The 18395-nt window shown below is 64.2% G+C and carries 14 protein-coding genes; 11 read left to right on the plus strand and 3 right to left on the minus strand.

Annotated features, from left to right (window positions below; all coding sequences use genetic code 11):
* Positions 1–222 precede the first annotated feature (222 nt).
* From FHY19_RS06555 to FHY19_RS06575, 5 genes are all read left to right on the plus strand, one after another.
* Entirely contained in the window at positions 223–2031 is a 1809-nt protein-coding gene (locus FHY19_RS06555; protein ID WP_259163110.1) for a copper resistance system multicopper oxidase, read from the plus strand.
* Positions 2028–3296, plus strand: a complete 1269-nt coding sequence (locus FHY19_RS06560; protein ID WP_259163111.1) for a copper resistance protein B — start codon at positions 2028–2030, stop codon at positions 3294–3296. Before FHY19_RS06555 ends, FHY19_RS06560 begins: the two co-directional genes overlap by 4 nt.
* Before the next feature lie 216 nt (positions 3297–3512).
* Positions 3513–4037: a lactoylglutathione lyase gene (gloA, locus tag FHY19_RS06565; protein ID WP_259156606.1), complete on the plus strand. Its 525-nt coding sequence runs from the start codon at positions 3513–3515 to the stop codon at positions 4035–4037.
* A gap of 349 nt (positions 4038–4386) precedes the next feature.
* Complete coding sequence (locus FHY19_RS06570; protein ID WP_259164079.1) at positions 4387–5145, plus strand: hypothetical protein; 759 nt, start codon at positions 4387–4389, stop codon at positions 5143–5145.
* 106 nt (positions 5146–5251) lie between these two features.
* Entirely contained in the window at positions 5252–7120 is a 1869-nt protein-coding gene (locus FHY19_RS06575) for a peptidoglycan-binding protein (protein ID WP_259163112.1), read from the plus strand.
* 133 nt (positions 7121–7253) lie between these two features.
* On the opposite strand, the gene FHY19_RS06580 is transcribed toward FHY19_RS06575, so the two are convergent.
* The 3 genes from FHY19_RS06580 to glmS form a co-directional block, all read right to left on the minus strand.
* The gene (locus FHY19_RS06580) at positions 7254–8408 is read right to left on the minus strand and encodes a hypothetical protein (RefSeq protein WP_259163113.1); all 1155 of its coding nucleotides are present in this window, start codon (positions 8406–8408) and stop codon (positions 7254–7256) included.
* A gap of 374 nt (positions 8409–8782) precedes the next feature.
* Positions 8783–9256, minus strand: coding sequence for a hypothetical protein (locus tag FHY19_RS06585; RefSeq protein WP_259156611.1), 474 nt, complete (start codon positions 9254–9256; stop codon positions 8783–8785).
* 365 nt (positions 9257–9621) lie between these two features.
* Positions 9622–11451: a glutamine--fructose-6-phosphate transaminase (isomerizing) gene (glmS, locus tag FHY19_RS06590; protein WP_259163114.1), complete on the minus strand. Its 1830-nt coding sequence runs from the start codon at positions 11449–11451 to the stop codon at positions 9622–9624.
* Positions 11452–11657: 206 nt separating this feature from the next.
* On the opposite strand from glmS, the gene FHY19_RS06595 reads away from it, so the two are divergent.
* The 6 genes from FHY19_RS06595 (at position 11658) to FHY19_RS06620 (ending at position 18394) form a co-directional block, all read left to right on the plus strand.
* Positions 11658–12929: an efflux RND transporter periplasmic adaptor subunit gene (locus FHY19_RS06595; RefSeq protein WP_259156614.1), complete on the plus strand. Its 1272-nt coding sequence runs from the start codon at positions 11658–11660 to the stop codon at positions 12927–12929.
* Positions 12930–13030: 101 nt separating this feature from the next.
* On the plus strand, positions 13031–13750 hold the full coding sequence (locus tag FHY19_RS06600; RefSeq protein WP_046963361.1) for an ABC transporter ATP-binding protein: 720 nt from the start codon (positions 13031–13033) through the stop codon (positions 13748–13750).
* Positions 13751–13761: 11 nt separating this feature from the next.
* Positions 13762–15054: an ABC transporter permease gene (locus FHY19_RS06605; protein WP_259163115.1), complete on the plus strand. Its 1293-nt coding sequence runs from the start codon at positions 13762–13764 to the stop codon at positions 15052–15054.
* Positions 15055–15113: 59 nt separating this feature from the next.
* A complete protein-coding gene (locus FHY19_RS06610; protein ID WP_259163116.1) occupies positions 15114–16322 on the plus strand; it encodes an FtsX-like permease family protein in 1209 nt (402 codons plus the stop codon).
* 120 nt (positions 16323–16442) lie between these two features.
* Entirely contained in the window at positions 16443–16817 is a 375-nt protein-coding gene (locus tag FHY19_RS06615) for a hypothetical protein (RefSeq protein WP_259163117.1), read from the plus strand.
* Positions 16818–17050: 233 nt separating this feature from the next.
* Positions 17051–18394: a sigma-54 dependent transcriptional regulator gene (locus FHY19_RS06620; RefSeq protein ID WP_259163118.1), complete on the plus strand. Its 1344-nt coding sequence runs from the start codon at positions 17051–17053 to the stop codon at positions 18392–18394.
* The last annotated feature ends 1 nt before the right edge of the window (position 18395 follow it).

Below are 18395 nucleotides of genomic sequence, written 5' to 3' on the forward strand. Positions count from 1 at the left end.
GCCGACACGGCACGACGCGCTTGCCCAGACGCGCGTCGCCGATGCGCGGCATCGGCGGTCACTGCACGCGCCCGGGCAGCAGGCGCACCGCATGCCTGGCCTGACGCTCGCGCGCCGTGCCTATCGGCCCCTCCCATGCATGCTTCGCCCCGCGTCCCTGGACGCGGGATTTTCCAGCGATGCGCTGCGTCTGCCTGCTGTTGCAGACGCGCCGGAGATGACATGTCTTCCGATTCCCCTGTGTTCGATCCAACCTCCCCGCCTGCCATCAGCCGGCGCCGTTTCGTGCAGGGCCTGGCCCTGGGCGGTCTTGCCGCCGGTGCCGGGCTGTGGCGTGCCGACGCGCGTGCAGCCGGCGCGGTGAGCACGCCGGTCCTGCGCGGCAGCAGCCAGTCGCTGCAGATCGGCCGCCTGCCGGTCAATTTCACCGGGCGCACGCGCCCTGCCATCACCGTCAACCAGAGCCTGCCTGCGCCCACGCTGCGCTGGCGCGAGGGCGATACGGTGAGCGTGCGCGTGCATAACGCGCTGACCGACCAGCCCACCTCGGTGCACTGGCACGGCCTGCTGCTGCCGGCCAACATGGACGGCGTGCCCGGCATGAGCTTCGATGGCATCGCGCCAGGTCAGGAGTATCACTACCGCTTTGCGCTGCGCCAATCCGGCACCTACTGGTACCACAGCCATTCGATGTTCCAGGAGCAGGCCGGCCTGTATGGCGCCATCGTCATCGATCCGCTGACACCGCCGCCGTACCGCCACGATCGCGAACATGTGGTGCTGTTGTCGGACTGGACCGATCTCGACCCGGCGGCGCTGTTCCGCCGCCTGAAACAGATGCCCAGCCACGACAACTACGCACAGCGCACCGTGGGCGACTTCCTGCGCGATGCGCGCGAAGACGGCCTGCGCGCGACACTGGCCGACCGTGGCATGTGGGGCCGCATGCGCATGACGCCCACCGACCTGTCGGACGTCAACGCCAACACCTACACCTACCTGCTGAACGGGGTGGCGCCGGCCGGCAACTGGACCGGCTTGTTCACTCCCGGCGAAAAGGTGTTGCTGCGTTTCATCAACGGCTCGTCGATGACCTACTTCGACATCCGCATCCCCGGCCTGCGCATGACCGTTGTCGCCGCCGACGGCCAGTACGTGCATCCGGTCAGCGTGGACGAACTACGGATTGCCGCGGCAGAAACCTTCGATGTGCTCGTCGAGCCCATCGGCCAGGATGCGTTTACCTTGTTTGCGCAGGACATGGGCCGCACCGGATTCGCCTGCGGCACGCTGGCCGTACGCCATGGCCTGCGGCCGCCGATTCCCGCGCTGGATCCGCGCGCGATCCTCACCATGCAGGACATGGGACATGGCGATGGCATGGCGCATGCCGATCACGCCATGCACGGTGACGACACGACGCAAAGCGACCCGCATGCGGCGCATGCGATGCCGATGCCGATGCCGATGCCAGTCCAGCATGCGCACGACAGCGCATCGGACAAGACACCGCATCACCCCGCCAGCGAGGATGGCAATCCCTTGATCGACATGCGCAGCAATGCCACCGCGCCACGTCTGGACGACCCCGGCGTAGGCCTGCGCGACAACGGCCGCCGCGTGCTGCGCTACGGCGATCTGCATAGCCTGTTCGATGACCCGGATGGCCGCGAGCCCGGTCGCGAGATCGAGCTGCACCTGACCGGCCACATGGAAAAATTTGCATGGTCCTTCGACGGCATCGCCTTCGCCTCGGCCGACCCACTGCGGCTGCGCTACGGCGAGCGGCTACGCATCGTGCTGGTCAACGACACCATGATGCAGCACCCCATCCATCTGCACGGCATGTGGAGCGACCTGGAAGACGCCGACGGCAATTTCCAGGTGCGCAAGCACACCATCGACATGCCGCCCGGTACGCGCCGTACCTATCGCGTGCGTGCGGATGCGCTCGGCCGTTGGGCCTACCACTGTCACCTGCTGTACCACATGGAAGCGGGCATGATGCGCGAAGTGCGGGTGGAGGCATGAGCGCGTTACGCCTACGCCCACTGTTGGTGAGCATGTGGATGTTGAGTGCGTCGTTAGCTGCGCAGGAGTACGTGGATGCGGCGGGCAGCACCGCAGCGCACGATGCGCATGCGATGCAGATGACGTCCGACGCTGGCGATGCCGATTTGCCAAAGGCGGCAGCGTCGGATGCGGCGCCGGCCACTGCACAGGACACCATGGCTGCCATGGAGGTGGCGAACGCGCACATGCAGCACGCCGACCAGACGCCACCGCTTACCGAGCATTCTCATCATGACGCCACAGAATCTATGGCACCCAGCGATGCACCGGTGTTGCAGCGTGCTCAGACGCAGGAGTCCGCAGTCAGACCGTCTGCAGATCATGACCACATGTCGCACGCGGGCATGGACCATGGCTCGATGGATCACCCGGCGATGGATCACGCATCCATGACCGCAGGTCCTGCGCAGCAGGCGCCGATGGAGCACACTCCCATGGACCATTCCCGGATGCATGGCGACGCACCAGCCAAGATGCCGATGCAAACGCATGCCTCCCCACATAGCGCTGCACTGCCACGCGAGCCGATTCCAGAGCCGACTGCTGAGGACATCGCCGCAGCCTTCGCACCGCTGCACAGTCACGCGATGCATGGGACGGGAGTCAACCGGTACGTGCTGCTCGATCGCCTGGAAGCCTTCGACACCGATCGCGGCAGCGGCCGGCAATGGGAAGCGCGCGCGTGGATCGGTGGCGATATCGACCGCGTGTGGCTACGCAGCGAAGGCGAGCGACAGCAGGGGCACACACAAGACGCGTCGGTCGAAGCGTTCTACGGCCATGCCATCTCGCCTTGGTGGGATGTATTGGTGGGCGTGCGTCAGGACATCGGCACCGACCATCGCAGTTGGGCGGCGTTCGGCGTACAAGGCCTGGCACCGTACAAGTTCGAAACCGAGGCCACCCTCTTCATTGGCAGCGGCGGTCGCGCGGCCCTGCGACTGGAGGGCGAATACGACGTCCTGCTGACCAACCGCCTGATCCTGCAGCCACGCGTGGAAGCAGACATCGCACTGAGCGAGGATAGGCAACGCGGCATCGACAGCGGCCTGGAGCAGCTCGAAGCAGGCGTGCGACTCCGCTACGAAATGACGCGCCGGTTTGCGCCCTATATCGGCTGGGTGCATCACCGCAGCTTCGGCGACCGTGCCCGGCGCGCCACGATGGACGACGAACCGGCGCGCGACAGCCGCTTCGTCGTCGGCGTGCGCATCTGGTTTTGAACTGGCCGCAGCACTGCGCATGGGTGCGGCAGCTCGTCCCCATGCGCACGGCAGACATGCACGCAAACGCAGACATGAACCGATGACCGCCCAGCGCGCGGCGCCCAGGGCACCGACGCGCGCGATGCAGACACGCCGACCACCATTGCCTGGCTAACATCGGCATCCACCACAGCGCCGACCTGTCACCCCAAGACGTTTTACAAGGAAACCGACATGCCTTTGACCGATCTGAATCACGTTCCCGGCGCCAGCACCGCGCCTGCCGAAACCAGCGGTTTCGTGTTCAACCACACCATGCTGCGCATCAAGGATGCGCAGCGCTCGCTGGATTTCTACACGCGTGTGCTCGGCTTCCGCCTGCTGGATGCGCGTCACTTCGCCGAGGCCGAGTTCAGCCTGTACTTTCTCGCATTGCTGCCGCAAGACACCGCGATTCCAGACGACGACGCAGCGCGCCGTCTGTGGATGGCCGGCATCCCCGGCGTGCTGGAACTCACCCATAACCACGGCACCGAAACCCAGGACGGCCCGGTCTACCACGACGGCAACAGCGACCCACGCGGCTTCGGCCATATCTGCGTCTCGGTACCGGATATCCACGCCGCCTGCGCACGCTTCGACAGCCTCGGCGTGGCGTACCAAAAACGCCTGGAAGACGGCCGCATGAAGCACCTGGCCTTCATCAAGGACCCGGATGGCTATTGGGTGGAGATCATTTCCAATACGCCGCTGGCGTAAGCACACAGGCCACCCGGCACGCCTGAAGTTTCAGTGGACGGGGTGATGCAACGGATGGGGTGCAGACTTTGCCCCCCCATCCGTCCGCTGAGTCGGAAGCCCCACGCGCAGCAGGCAACCCGGCCGCGCAAGGCTGGGCGCGACGACTGGACACATCGCCGCGCTGGAGTAGACTTTCGCCGCCCTCCGCAACGGATGCACCCCAATGCTCGTCAGGAAGATTCCACTGATCCTTGCGCTAGCGATGCTCGCCGCCTGCAAGCCGGCTGCAACGGACGCCACACCTCCGAAGACAACCAGCGCCGCGGCCAGCGCCACCCCCAAACCTTCAGACAAGGACGCTTCTCCCATGCAGGACGCAACCCAGGGTTCAACCCAACAGCTCCAGCCGCCCCGCCCGGACAGCGTGCTGTACTTCATCAGCAACATCGATGGCGACGGCGCAACGTCCTATGAAGTCGCCAATGGCAGCTGGATCAATTACTGGTACGGCTTTCAATTCGAACTCAGCGGCACGCGTTATTACACCGGCTTCGCCTGGGAAACGCCCGAGCTCTTCGGCACAGAGCGCGAGAACCACTATCCCGCTCCGGGCACGAAGGTGACCTTGGCACATGCCACCTTCATCACTAGCGAACCTGGCAGCAAGTCGCCATGGAAGCTGCTTGGCGCAGAGCCGTACATCGGCGAATTCGGTGGAATGGAAAAAGGCAACACCGTCGATACGACACGTAAGCCACAGACCCTCGTCACCGACGACAGCCGGCTGGTCCTGGCCGTACCGACGTGGAGCCTGCAGTCGGGCGTACGGATCCTTTCCTACGACGCATTCGTGTTCAATCCGAAGGAAACCGATGACGTCAACGGCAAACATTGGACGTATATCGGCAACATCCCGGCCGGGCAGGACAACAGTGCAAATTGTGGCGAGGATGCGCCTGGGAAGATTCCCTGTATCAAAAACACCAGTACGCTTGCGTTTGTTAAGCAGCCTGGTCTGCCCGCGCTGCGGGTGACCGTTTCTGCAGACTCGCCGACGAGCGGGGGTGACGAAACGGTCGTATACCGGTACGATGCGGCCCAGAAATCGTATTTGCCGACCCCTTAATACAGGACCAAAGGAATTGGTTCGGGCGGCGTACCGCTGCAGCCACTGGGCTGCAGCACTCAATCAAGGACCTTGAGCGATGCCAACGAATTACTCACGAGCCCAAGTGCTCGACATCATCGAACGCGAAGCAGCCGAGCGAAATATCCCGCGCGATGACTTCCTGCGGTTTGCCCACGTAGAGACCGGCGGTGCCTTTGACGAGTTGGCCAGCCGCGGAGCCGGTGGTGCCAAGGGGCTATTTCAGTTCACTCCTCCGACCGCTGCACAATACGGCATCGCTGGACGCGAGTTGGATGCAGTGGTCAACACCGACGCGGCAGCGCGGCTGTACCTGGATAATCGGACCAGCCTGGTTGACCGGCACGAACGCGATGGCCGGCCTTACCTGTCGGGCAAACCGACGCCTGATGGTCTGGACATGTACATGGCCCATCAGCAAGGCGCAAGCGGTTACCGCTCTCTTCAGACCGCGATCGCCACAGGATCTTTCGGGCTTGAGAGCACTCGCGCCAACATCCTCAACAATGTTGGCGAGAAAGAACTGAAGTCTCTGACAGGTGTGGATTCGGCGACGTTCCAGCGCATGTCGGACAAGGACATGGCACAGACGTTCGTGCAGTACTGGGATACGAAGATGGACCGCATCCGTATCCCTGAAAAAGGCATTGAGCCCATTTCGGCCACGCAGCAGCAGGCACCGTCGCAAACCGCACCATCGCAGTCCGCAGCCGCACAGCCGGAGAAAGCTGCAGCGCATGGCATCGCGCTCCACGCCGCCTATGACCTCACCAACAAATACGACCACGTCAAGTACGGCATGGGCGCGAAGGATCCAGACAAAGGGAGGGTCGATTGTTCTGGCTGGGTGGTCGAGATGCAGAATGCGACCATGGGTGAAATCAACGAGGGCGCCGGCAAGGTCATCTTCACCAAGGACGAAAAGTTCAGCCCTGGTTTCGATAGTGCATCCGAATTGCTACGCAAGGCCGAACAACGCTCCGGCGTCCTGATCCAAGGCAAGGACGTCGCTGCCCAGAACCTCAAAGAAGGCATGATCATCGGCGAGGACAATGGGTCACTGGGGTGGGACAAAGGGCGCTACAAGGGCATCGACCACATCACCATGGTGGTGCGCGACCCCAAGGATGGCGAGCTCAAGATCAGCCAATCGCGGGGCGGTGAGGGCGTCGAGCTCAGCTCGCTGGATACCTACCTTGAACGCAAGCACGCCAAGGGCGTCAAGCTCTATGCCAGCGACCCGCTTTCCGAAGCGCGCGACTTGCTGCAGGACCGCAACCAGAGCAAGCAACAATCTCACGACAGCGACGCGCACAAACCCGCGCATGCGCAGGATGCGGTACAAACATCCGGCGTGCTGCGCGAAAAGGCGCATGGCGCTGAAGTTCTGAAGGTGCAGCAGACCTTGCAGCAGTTGGGCTACAGGGACGCAAAGGGCAACGAACTCAACTCCGACGGCGCCTATGGCCAGCGGACGGGTGAGGCGGTCAAGGCCTTTCAGCGTGCGCACGGACTGCAGGATGATGGCGTCGTCGGCGGCGATACGCTCAAGGCACTGAAGCAAGCCGAGAAGACGCCGTTGCTGTCGGAAAAAACCAATCCCGATAATCCGCTGTACAACCAGGCCGTGAGCAAGCTGGAACAGCTGGGCCCGAATTCGTTCGCCGACCGTCGCGCGTTGGAGAATGCAGCGGCTTCATTGGCGTTCGAAGCAAAGGTCAGCGGTCTGCAGCGCATTGACGCGGTGATACTGAGCAAGGACGGCACCGGATTGTTCGCTGTACAGGGTCAGACAAACGACCCGGCGCACCAGCGGATCTATACGGACAAGGCAGGCGCTGCAGAACGCCCATTGGAGCAAAGCAGCAATGCCGTACGGCAGGACGCGCAGTCGCAAACGCAGGTCCAGGATCAGCAAGAACTGCAACGCAGCCAGGCACGCCAAGTCGGCTGATGCATTCCCAATCCGCAATACGGAACGGGCACTGCTCGATGGAGCAGTGCCCGTTCTGGTTTCAGGATGCGCTGATAACGATTTTTACAGATCGCCAAAGCGGTCGGATGCCCGACCGCGCCCGATCCGGCAATCAGTTGGAGGCAGTAACCGTTGCCCTGTCCGGGAACCACTGCGGCAACTGCTCGGCCAGCTTTGCGGCACATTCGTCGCTATAGGCCTGCGCAGCTTCTTTGACCATCGCGTAATCGTTTGCTTGCCATTCTTCCAGCGACGCGGTGCGCAGGGCAGGCTGGCACGACAGGCTGTACGGACTGGCCTTGCGTTTCAGGAACCCGCTTGATTCACCACCTATGCTGACCTGATAGCGCAGCTCGTACGGGGAGTTTTCGTCGCTCAGGCTCTGGTAGACCAGCCGCCATTCGGACATGAGCACCTGCAATGGAAAAGCATCGATCGGCATCGCGCCGGGCTTGGCGGTGAAGTAGCGCTTCAACTGCATGTTGATCGCATCGCGCTGTAGCGCATACCCCGGGTTGCCGATGCTTTCGATCTCCTCGCCCTTCAACTGGCGTTTGTCGAAGGTGAATCCGCCCATCCTGCCCAGCAGGACACCGGTAATTACATTTCCAGCGACCTGCCCCGCGATGACCGCGCCGGTATGACCTCGCCGGATCACGTGCAACATTTCATCGCCGGCAGGCTGACCATTGGCTGCGACGATCATGCGCGGCTGTAGCGGCAGCATCAACGCCCAGTCCGCAGAGAGCGATGGCGCAGTCGCTGCATCCCCACCACCGATGGCCGTAGGCTGATCCTGTGCTGCCACCACCACCGTCCCCGCCTCGGCAGCGGCGGCATACGCGGTTGCAGTAGAAAAGTCGCCACCCGCAAACGCAGGCAGTACCGCGACTGCTTCTGCATGACGCGTCGGGGTACAGAACGTGCCGGCGGCACGCATCTGCGCCGCATGGAATCCGATACCGTTTGTCTGGTGCACCACGGCATCCTTGCCGTACTGCTCCACCAGCTTGGCGATCAGTGCATCCGATGGCGGTTGCTGTGCGCAAACCTCGGCAGCGGCGATGCGCGACCAGGCGAACTGCAATGCAGGATCCCAGCCCATCGCATCTTCGCCCACGAAACCGTGGTCGTAGTGATACGCATAGATGGCAGGGTCGATCTCCTGCAGCGTCATTCCGCCCTGACCGGCGTAGCCCGGCGGCAGGTCTTGTGCAACAGCAAGCCCAGGCAGTGCCAACAGCACTGCCGCGATACACGTCTTCATGAATCCACGTCCCTCTGGATGGTTGCGACGCGCAGCATGTCCCCCATGCTGCGCGCGCGATGCGCCGCAGTGCACCGACGCTGCGACGATCAACAATGCAGGTCCTGATCGTCGGGTAATGGCACTCACCCAGCGGATCTGCCTGCAGGGCTAGTGTGCGCGCAGACGCAGGCGATGGCAGTCGGGACGGGCCCGACGCGTGTCGGGACGGCCCCTGCCGAGGCTCATTGTTCAGGCCGGCTGGCAACACATCGCACGCGCCGCGTCAGGTAGACGCGGACGCGGCGCGCTCATCGTCTGAGTACACGAGCGGCGATGCCGCACCGGGCACCGGCCGCACGGGCCTGGCTGCTGCACAGCCGCTTTAGCCGCTCTCAGGCCTGCAAGATCCCACCCGCCCCAGGCTGCCACTCGCGGGGCGGGCGCAATGCAGCCAGGATGCGGACCAACTCGCGATAGCTGTCGGCCAGCTGTGCGAACAAGCTCGCATCGCTGCAGCGCGTGTCGGCTACCTCCGAATACGCGCCGCGCCCCAGGTCGATGAAGTAGTCAACACTGAGGCGACGGCGCTGCGCCACGCCGGGGAATAGCCCGGCAATCAGCAGGCAGCCATCGCCGACATCGCGTAACGCATCGGCCCGCACGCTGCCGATCTGATCCTGCGCATGCAGCCACGCCAGCGCCTGGGTGCGCGACAACAGATGCGCATCGCGCTGAAAGCGCAGCAACACGAACACCAGATAATGCTCGCGCGATTCGTCCAGCGGACGTGCGATCCGCTGCCCCGCCTCGCGCACCAACGCCTGCCACAATTCCGCCGGCGCGCCCTGTTTGAAAGACTCGTGCATACGTCCTCCTGCGTGGTGTTGACCCTCGCAAGAAGCTTATGCATAAGCTGGGCCAAAGCGTTGGCAGCGGCGATGGTCGAGCGCTAACCGGCCAGCGTCGGCTGGCCGGAGTGTCGCACGGGTCTCCACCCCGATCGTCCTGAAGCCCACGGACATCGGCCGCCTCGCCAGGATCGCGGCAAGCGCGGGAGTCCGGTGTCGCGCCGGCATCCACCGCCGGTCTACGAAGCCGCCAACATCACGTGGGCGAGCGGCTCCAGGGCGGGTGCGCACGGGACACGGCAGCCGGCGTACAAGGCGTGGTGCATGCGCATTCCGGCACCGTTCGCGACCGCTCGACGGCGCAGCGGGTGTGTGGGCCGCGCTTACTCCACCGTCACCGACTTGGCCAGGTTGCGCGGCTTGTCGACGTCGGTGCCGCGCGCCAATGCGGTGTGATATGCCAGCAACTGCACCGGGATGGTGTGGATCACCGGCGACAGCACGCCGGCATGACGCGGGGTGCGGATCACGTGCACGCCCTCGGATTCGCTGAAATGGCTGTCCTGGTCGGCGAACACGAACAGCTCGCCGCCGCGGGCGCGCACTTCCTGCATATTGGATTTGACCTTCTCCAGCAGCCGGTCGTTCGGTGCGATCACGACCACCGGCATCGTTGCATCCACCAGTGCCAGCGGGCCGTGCTTCAACTCGCCGGCCGGATACGCTTCGGCGTGGATATACGAGATTTCCTTGAGCTTGAGCGCACCTTCCAGCGCGATCGGGTAATGCAGGCCGCGACCGAGGAACAGCGCGTTTTCCTTCGGCGAAAACCGCTCGGCCCAGGCCATGATCTGCGGCTCCAGATTCAGCGCGTGCTGCACGCTGCCGGGCAGGAAACGCAGCTGCTCCAGATAGTCGGCCTCTTCGGCCTCGCCGATGCGGCCCTGCAACTTGCCCAGCACCATGGTGAGCTGGAACAGCACCGCCAGCTGGGTGGTGAATGCCTTGGTCGAGGCCACGCCGATTTCGGCACCGGCGCGCGTGTAGCAGACCAGTTCGCTGGCGCGCGGGATCGCGCTTTCGGGCACGTTGCAGATCGACAGCGTATGCAGGTGGCCAAGCGATTTGGCGTATTTCAGCGCCTCCATCGTGTCCAGGGTTTCGCCGGACTGGGAGATGGTGACGATCAGATGTTTCGGGTTGGCATACGCGGCGCGGTAACGGTATTCGCTGGCGATCTCCACGCTGCACGGCAGCCCGGCGATCGCCTCGATCCAGTAGCGCGCGGTCAGGCCGGCGTAATAGCTGGTGCCGCAGGCCAGGATCTGCACGCCTTCGATGTCGCGCAACACCGCTTCTGCGTTGGCACCGAACAGCGATGCCGGGAAACCCTTCGCATCGATCGCCGCTTCGATGGTGTCGGCCAGTGCACGCGGCTGCTCGTGGATTTCCTTCTGCATGAAATGGCGAAACGGCCCAAGCTCCAGCGATGCCAGCGAGATATCGGACAGATGCAGCGGGCGCTCGACCGGGGCGTCGTGGGCATCGAAGATGCGCACGCCATCGCGACGCAGCTCGGCAGTATCGCCCTCTTCCAGGAAGATCACCTGGCGGGTCGCCTGCACGATGGCCGACACGTCGGAGGCGACGAAGTTCTCGCCCTCCCCCACCCCGATCAGCAACGGGCAGCCCATGCGTGCGCAGACGAAGCGTTCCGGCTCGGCCTGACTCATCACCGCCAGCGCGTAGGCACCGGTCAGCTCCTTGACCGTGCGCTGCAGCGCACTGAGCAGATCGCCGGCGTCGGCCAGATGGTGATGGATCAGATGGGCGATGACTTCGGTGTCGGTCTGCGACTCGAAGGTATAGCCGAGTGCACGCAGCTTCTCGCGCTGCTGCTCGTGGTTTTCGATGATGCCGTTATGCACCAGCGCCACGCCCGCACTGATATGCGGGTGCGCGTTGGCCTCGGTGACGCCGCCGTGGGTGGCCCAGCGGGTGTGGCCGATGCCCAGCGTGGCGCCGAACTGTTCGGCCTGCGCCGCCTGCGCCATCTCGGCCACGCGCCCGGTGCGGCGCACGCGGCGGACCCGGTCGCCGTCGAGCACCGCAATGCCGGAAGAGTCATAGCCTCGATATTCCAGACGCTTGAGTCCTTCGATCAGGACCGGGACCACATCGCGCCCGGCGATCGCTCCGACAATGCCGCACATAGGGACAGCTCATTTGGAAAGAAGACCGGCATTTTAGCGTGTCCGCTCTTGTCCACTGCATGACCGTGCCCGGACAGCGTGTCCGCATAGGTGTCCGCGGACACTGCGGACACCCGCCGCATTGGCCAGAACACCTTTGATATCAGCCACTTGGAAGTTGGCACGTAGCCTGCTTTGTCAGCATGACGCCACCGAGCACGCCGACCATGATTCGTGACACCTCTGCCCAGGACCAGGTTCTTCGTACACCCGCCGGCAACGCGCCGTGGCGTCGCTGGCTGTGGCCCGGCGTCGCCAGCGTGGCGGTATTGGCCGGCATCGGTTGGGCGATCACTGCCTGGAGCGCCGGCAGCCGCTCCTTCGATGCCAGCCGGGTACGCATCGCCACGGTCAGCCAGGGCGACCTGGTGCGCGACATCGCCGCCGACGGCCGCGTCATCGCCGCCAACAGCCCGGTGCTGTACGCAATCTCGGCCGGTACGGTGACGCTGAGCGTGGTGGCCGGCGACGTGGTCAAGCAGGGCCAGGAGCTGGCGCGCATCGACAGCCCGGAGCTGCGCAGCAAACTGGCGCAGGAGCAGGCCACGCTGGCCGGGCTGGAAGCCGAGTCCAGCCGCGCCGGGCTGGATGCCACGCTCGCCCGCGCCACCGCCAGCAAGCTCACCGACCAGGCCAAGATCGACAAGCAGGCCGCCGCACGCGACCTGGAGCGCTACCAGCGCGGCTTTGATGGCGGCGCCGTGCCGCAGGTGGAACTGGCCAAGGCGCAGGACACCCTGAAGAAGACCGACATCGATCTGCAGCATGCCGAGCGCGACGCATCGTTGAAGAGCCAGGGTGCGGACCTGGATTCGCGCAACAAGCGCCTACTGGCCGACCGCCAGCGCGCGGTGGTGGCCGAAGTGCAGCGCCAGGTCGATGCGCTCACCCTGCTGGCGCCGTTCGACGGCCAGGTCGGCCAGGTGCAGGCGGTGCAGCACACCCAGGTCGCGGCAAACGCGCCGATCCTGGGCGTGGTGGACCTGTCCAAGTTCGAAGTCGAGATCAAGGTGCCGGAAAGCTTCGCGCGCGACCTCGCCATCGGCATGCCGGCCCAGCTCACCAGCGGCAGCGGCGAGCCGTTCCCCGGCGCCATCTCGGCGGTGTCGCCGGAAGTGGTCAACGGCGAGGTCACCGCGCGCATCCGCTTTGCCGACAAGCAGCCGCCGGGCCTGCGCCAGAGCCAGCGCATGAGCGCGCGGGTGGTGATGGATACCCGCCGCAACGTGCTCAAGGTCGAACGTGGCCCGTTCGTCGAACAATCCGGCGGCAGCTACGCCTACGTCATGGACGGCAACACCGCGGTGCGCCGACCGGTGCGCATGGGTGTCAGCAGCCTGGGCGAGGTGCAGGTGCTGTCCGGCCTGCAGGTCGGCGACCGCGTGGTGGTGTCCGGCGCAGACAACTTCGGGGATGCACCGCGCGTCACCGTTCACTAGAAACGCTAACCCTGCAGCCTCCACACCCCGGCGACTACGCGCCACGTCGCAGCCGTCACGCTCAATCTCTTTCGCACACCTCTCTCGCAAAGGACTCGGCAATGCTCAAGATGCAATCGGTCTCCAAGGTCTTCCGCACCGAACAGGTGGAAACGCACGCGCTGCGCTCGCTGGACCTGCATGTGCGCGAGGGCGAATTCGTCGCCGTCACCGGCCCTTCCGGCTCGGGCAAGACCACCTTCCTCAACCTGGCCGGGCTGCTGGAGACCTTCACCAGTGGGCAGTACCTGCTCGACGGCGAAGACGTCAGCCATCTGTCCGACGACGCGCGTTCGCGGCTGCGCAACCGCAAGATCGGTTTCATCTTCCAGGGCTTCAACCTGATTCCCGATCTCAACCTGTTCGACAACGTCGATGTGCCGCTGCGCTATCGCGGCATGGCGGCGGCCGAGCGCAAGCAGCGCATCGAAGAGGCCTTGACCAAGGTCGGCCTGGGCTCGCGCCTGAAGCACTACCCCACCGAGTTGTCCGGTGGCCAGCAGCAGCGTGCCGCCATTGCGCGTGCACTGGCTGGCAGTCCACGTTTGCTGCTGGCTGACGAACCCACCGGCAACCTCGACTCGCAAATGGCACGCGGGGTGATGGAACTGCTGGAAGAGATCAACAGCCAGGGCACCACCATCGTGATGGTCACCCACGACCCGGAACTGGCCGCACGCGCGCAACGCAACGTCCATATCGTCGACGGTCAGGCCACCGATCTGGAACGCAACCCCGCGCTGATGCGCTCGCGCGACAGCGCACCCACCCTGGCCGAATAAGGCGCACTTCTATGTTCGGCTATTACTTCAATCTGGCGGTGCGCAGCTTCCGCCGCAACAAGGTGCTGACCGCGCTGATGGTGCTTGCGATCGCGCTCGGCATCGGCGCCAGCATGACCACCTTGACGGTGTTCTATGTGCTATCGGGCGATCCGATTCCTGGCAAAAGCCAGACCCTGTTTCATCCGCAGCTGGACCCACGCTCGCTTGGCTTTCAGGAAGACGATGCGCTTGATCAACTGACCCGCTTCGATGCCGAGGCACTTCTGCGTGAGAAGCGGGGTGATCGCCAGGTCATGCTGGCACGCGGCAGTGTTGCGCTGGAGCCTGACAACCGCGCGTTGCGGCCAATGACGCTGCAGGCAACGTACGCCTCCGCAGATTTCTTTCCGATGTTCCAGGCCCCGTTTCTTTACGGGCGCGCCTGGACGGCAGACGACGACAATGGTCGCGCACGCGTCGCGGTGATTTCCGAGGCTCTCAACAAGAAACTCTTCAACGGAGAAAACAGCGTGGGTCGCACGGTACAAGTGGACCGCCACGCGCTGCGTATCGTCGGTGTTCTCCGCGACTGGAATCTGAAGCCGAAGTTCTACGATCTGAACAATCGTGGTTACGGAAAGCCCGAACAGCTTTTCGTTCCGTTTGCGACCTTTATCGATCTAAAACTTGCGAACAGTTCCTCGCGTACCTGCTGGGGCGACAGCCTGACTGAGAACGATGTAAATGCGCCATGCTCCTGGGTGCAGTACTGGGTTCAACTCGACAGTACACAAAAGGTGGAGGCATACCGGCAGTATCTCGAGAATTATTCAGATCAGCAGCGACGCAATGGACGCTTCCAGCGGCCAAATCAGGTGGAATTGCGCAACGTGATGGAATGGCTGGACTTCAAGAAAGTGGTGCCAAGCGACGTACGTCTGCAGACCTGGTTGGCCTTTGGTTTTCTGCTGGTGTGCCTGCTCAACACCATTGGATTGTTATTGGCCAAATTCATGCGCCGCAGTGGCGAAATCGGTGTACGGCGAGCGCTTGGCGCGACCAGGCGCAGTGTCTTCGCGCAGGCACTGGTCGAAGCCGGCACGATCGGACTGGCAGGCGGTGTACTCGGGCTTGGCCTTGCCGCGCTCGGCTTGTGGGGCGTGCGGCAGCAACCTACCGGCTATGCCGAGCTCGCCCATCTTGATCCGTTGATGTTGCTGACGACCTTCGTGCTTGCCTTACTGGCCAGCGTAGTGGCCGGCCTGCTCCCGGCATGGCGCGCCTGCACCATTCCTCCCGCCATCCAGCTCAAAGCGCAGTGATGCATAGGGCAGCGCTGCCGTATGGCAGCCGTCGGCCAGCAACCCTCTAGGAACCGTCCATGGAAATTCGTCCCATTCTTTCCACCCTGCGTCGCCACAAGACTGCAGCCGCGCTGATCGTACTGGAGGTCGCACTCAGCTGCGCGATCATCTCCAATGCGTTGTTTTTGATCAGTCATCGCCTGGACCGCATGCAGCGTCCCAGTGGTCTGGCTGAGAGCGAGCTTGTGACACTGACCCTCAGCGGGATTGGTCAGGATGAAAATGCAAGAGCGCTCACCGACACCGACCTGGCGGCGTTGCGCAGTATTCCCGGCGTCAAGTCCGCATCCAGCGTCAGCCAGGTGGTTTTCGGTGGAAGCATGTGGATCAGCGGGCTCAAGCTGGCAGCCGACCAGCCAAGCGCCAGCATCAACGTCAATGATTACAACGGCGATATGCAGACTTTCGACACGATGGGACTCACGCTGGTGCAGGGGCGTCGTTTCACCGAAGGGGAGTTCAGTTGGTCGGATGACCAGGCTGCGACGGTACCGAGCGTCATTCTCACCAAGAGCGCGGCAGACAAGCTGTTCCCGGACCAGTCTGCATTGGGGAAATCGGTGTATCGGGGTACGAGCCCGATGAAGGTAGTAGGGATCGTGGAACACATGGCACGCGTCAATGACTACGGCGGCGCCGCCGCTTACGACGACGCGATGCTGACACCGGTCAAGATCCCTTATAACGAAGGCGGACGCTATCTGCTGCGGACCGATCCGGCACGGCGTCAGGAGGTCATGCGCGAGGCATTGGCGGTTCTGGAGAAGAACAGCAACAGCCGTATCATCGACCGTCCTGAGACATTGGAGGAGATGCGCAAAGAGTTCTATCGCCAGGACCGCTCCATGGCCTGGTTGCTGGTCACCATGAGCATTGCCCTGCTGATCGTCACCGCGCTGGGCATCGTCGGTCTTGCCAGTTTCTGGGTGCAGCAGCGTACCAAGCAGATCGGCATCCGCCGTGCACTGGGCGCAACGCGTGGACAGATCCTGCGCTACTTCCAGATCGAGAACTTCCTGCTGGCCTCGGTCGGTATCGTGCTGGGCATGCTGCTGGCTTACTCGATCAACGTATGGCTGATGGCGCGTTATGAATTGCCGCGTTTGCCATTGATCTATCTACCGATCGGTGCGCTCACGTTGTGGCTGCTAGGCCAGATCGCGGTGTTCTGGCCCGCACGTCGCGCGGCGTTGGTGCCGCCGGCAGTGGCCACGCGCACCGCCTGAGCAGGGCATGGGACGCTGCCTCAAGCCCATCGCCACGCCCTGGCGTCCGGCGCTGCCGGCCGCTGGTCTGCTGCCCCCGCCGACAAACCGCGATGCATCCCTCCCAAGGAGCGTCTCCCCATGCGACCGATCGTCCATCCCTGCAGCGGCGCCGGTGTATTCGCCATCGCTGCGATGATCGGCGCGCTGCATGCCGGCAGTAGCGCCTGCGCGCGCGCCGTCACGCAGACCGGTAGCGAGGTGACCGAGCGCACCGTGCTGCGCATCGACGATCATCAACTGCGCTGGCGCCACAACGCACAGACGCTGACACTGATCGCCACAGCCGCCGGCCTGCTGGTCATGCAGGCCAGCGACACGCTGGCACTGCAGCTGCGCCAGGGCGGCCCGCTGCGCGCAGCCGATGGCCGCAGCATCGCCAGCCTGGAAGATCCGCTGCACATATTGCGCGCTGCGGCCGGCCGACCAGTGCAGGTCCAGGTCAGGCACGGATGAGCCTGACCTGGACCGCACCGACGTATACGCCGCTGGCGCCTGCGCCACCGGCGCCGCCATAACGGGTGCGGTAGCCCTCGCTTGCGGCCGGGGCACATGCTGACCTGTCGCATGACCACCAACTACGGCGGGGCACTCTGCAGCCGCAACGTCCGTTGCCATCGACACCGGCTTGCGCCTTATGCTGTGGCGAGTATTTTCTCCCCCGACACCTTTCGCCTTACGAGCGCGCAATGCCGCAGATCCTGATCATCGACGACAACACCGCGGTAGCCACCGCGCTGGAGGTGCTGTTTTCCTTGCACGACATCGAGGCGCGGCACGCGCATTCGCCGCAGGCCGGGTTGGCGCTGCTGGACGAGCAGGCGTTCGACCTGGTGATCCAGGACATGAATTTCACCGCCGACACCACCTCCGGCGAGGAAGGCGAAGCGTTGTTCGCCCAGATCCGTCAGCGCCACCCGGACCTGCCGGTGATCCTGCTCACGGCCTGGACTCACCTGGGTAGCGCGGTCGGGCTGGTCAAGGCGGGCGCCGCCGATTACATCGCCAAACCGTGGGACGACACCAAGCTCCTCACCACGGTCAACAACCTGCTGGAGCTATCCGAAGCGCGCCGCGAGCTCGCGCGCCGCCGCGAACGCGAGCACCGTGGTCGCGAGCAACTGACACAGCGCTACGATCTGCGCGGCGCGGTGTTCGCCGACCCCGCCAGCGAACGCGCCATCGCGCTCGCCTGTCAGGTCGCACGTTCGGAGTTGCCGGTCCTGATCACCGGCCCCAACGGCAGCGGCAAGGAGAAGATCGCCGAGATCATCCAGGCCAATTCGGTCAACAAGCGCGGCCCCTTCATCGCGCTCAACTGCGGCGCCCTGCCGGGCGAATTGATCGAGGCGGAATTGTTCGGTGCCGAAGCCGGCGCCTACACCGGTGCCAACAAGGCGCGCGAAGGCAAGTTCGAAGCGGCCGACGGCGGCACCCTGTTCCTGGACGAAATCGGCAACCTGCCGCTGGCGGGCCAGATGAAATTGCTGCGTGTGCTGGAAACCGGTCGCTATGAGCGGCTGGGCTCCAACCGCGAGCGCCACGCCAAGGTGCGGGTGATCAGCGCCACCAATGCCGATCTGCCGTCGATGATCCGCGACGGCAGCTTCCGCGAGGATCTGTATTACCGTCTCAACACGGTGGAAATCGCGCTGCCCGCCCTGGCCGAGCGCCCGGGCGACATCGCGCCACTGGCCGAGCACTTCCTGGCAGGCGGCAAACCGTTGTCTGCGCAAGCACGCGATGCGCTGCAGCGACACGCCTGGCCGGGCAATGTGCGCGAGCTGCGCAACGTGCTGCAACGTGCGTCGCTGCTTGCGCAAGGCGCGCGGATCGAAGCCAGCGATTTGAACATGCCGCGCGCCACCGCAGCGCGGCCGGTGGCGGCAGTCGCCGGCGAGCCGGATCGCGCACGCATCGAACAGGCCCTGGCGCGCGCGCAAGGCGTGATCGCACAGGCCGCTGCCGAACTGGGACTGAGCCGACAGGCGCTGTACCGGCGCATGGACCGTTACGGCATCAGATCGGAATGAC

Source organism: Xanthomonas sp. 4461 (assembly GCF_024806475.1).
GTDB lineage: Bacteria > Pseudomonadota > Gammaproteobacteria > Xanthomonadales > Xanthomonadaceae > Xanthomonas > Xanthomonas arboricola_F.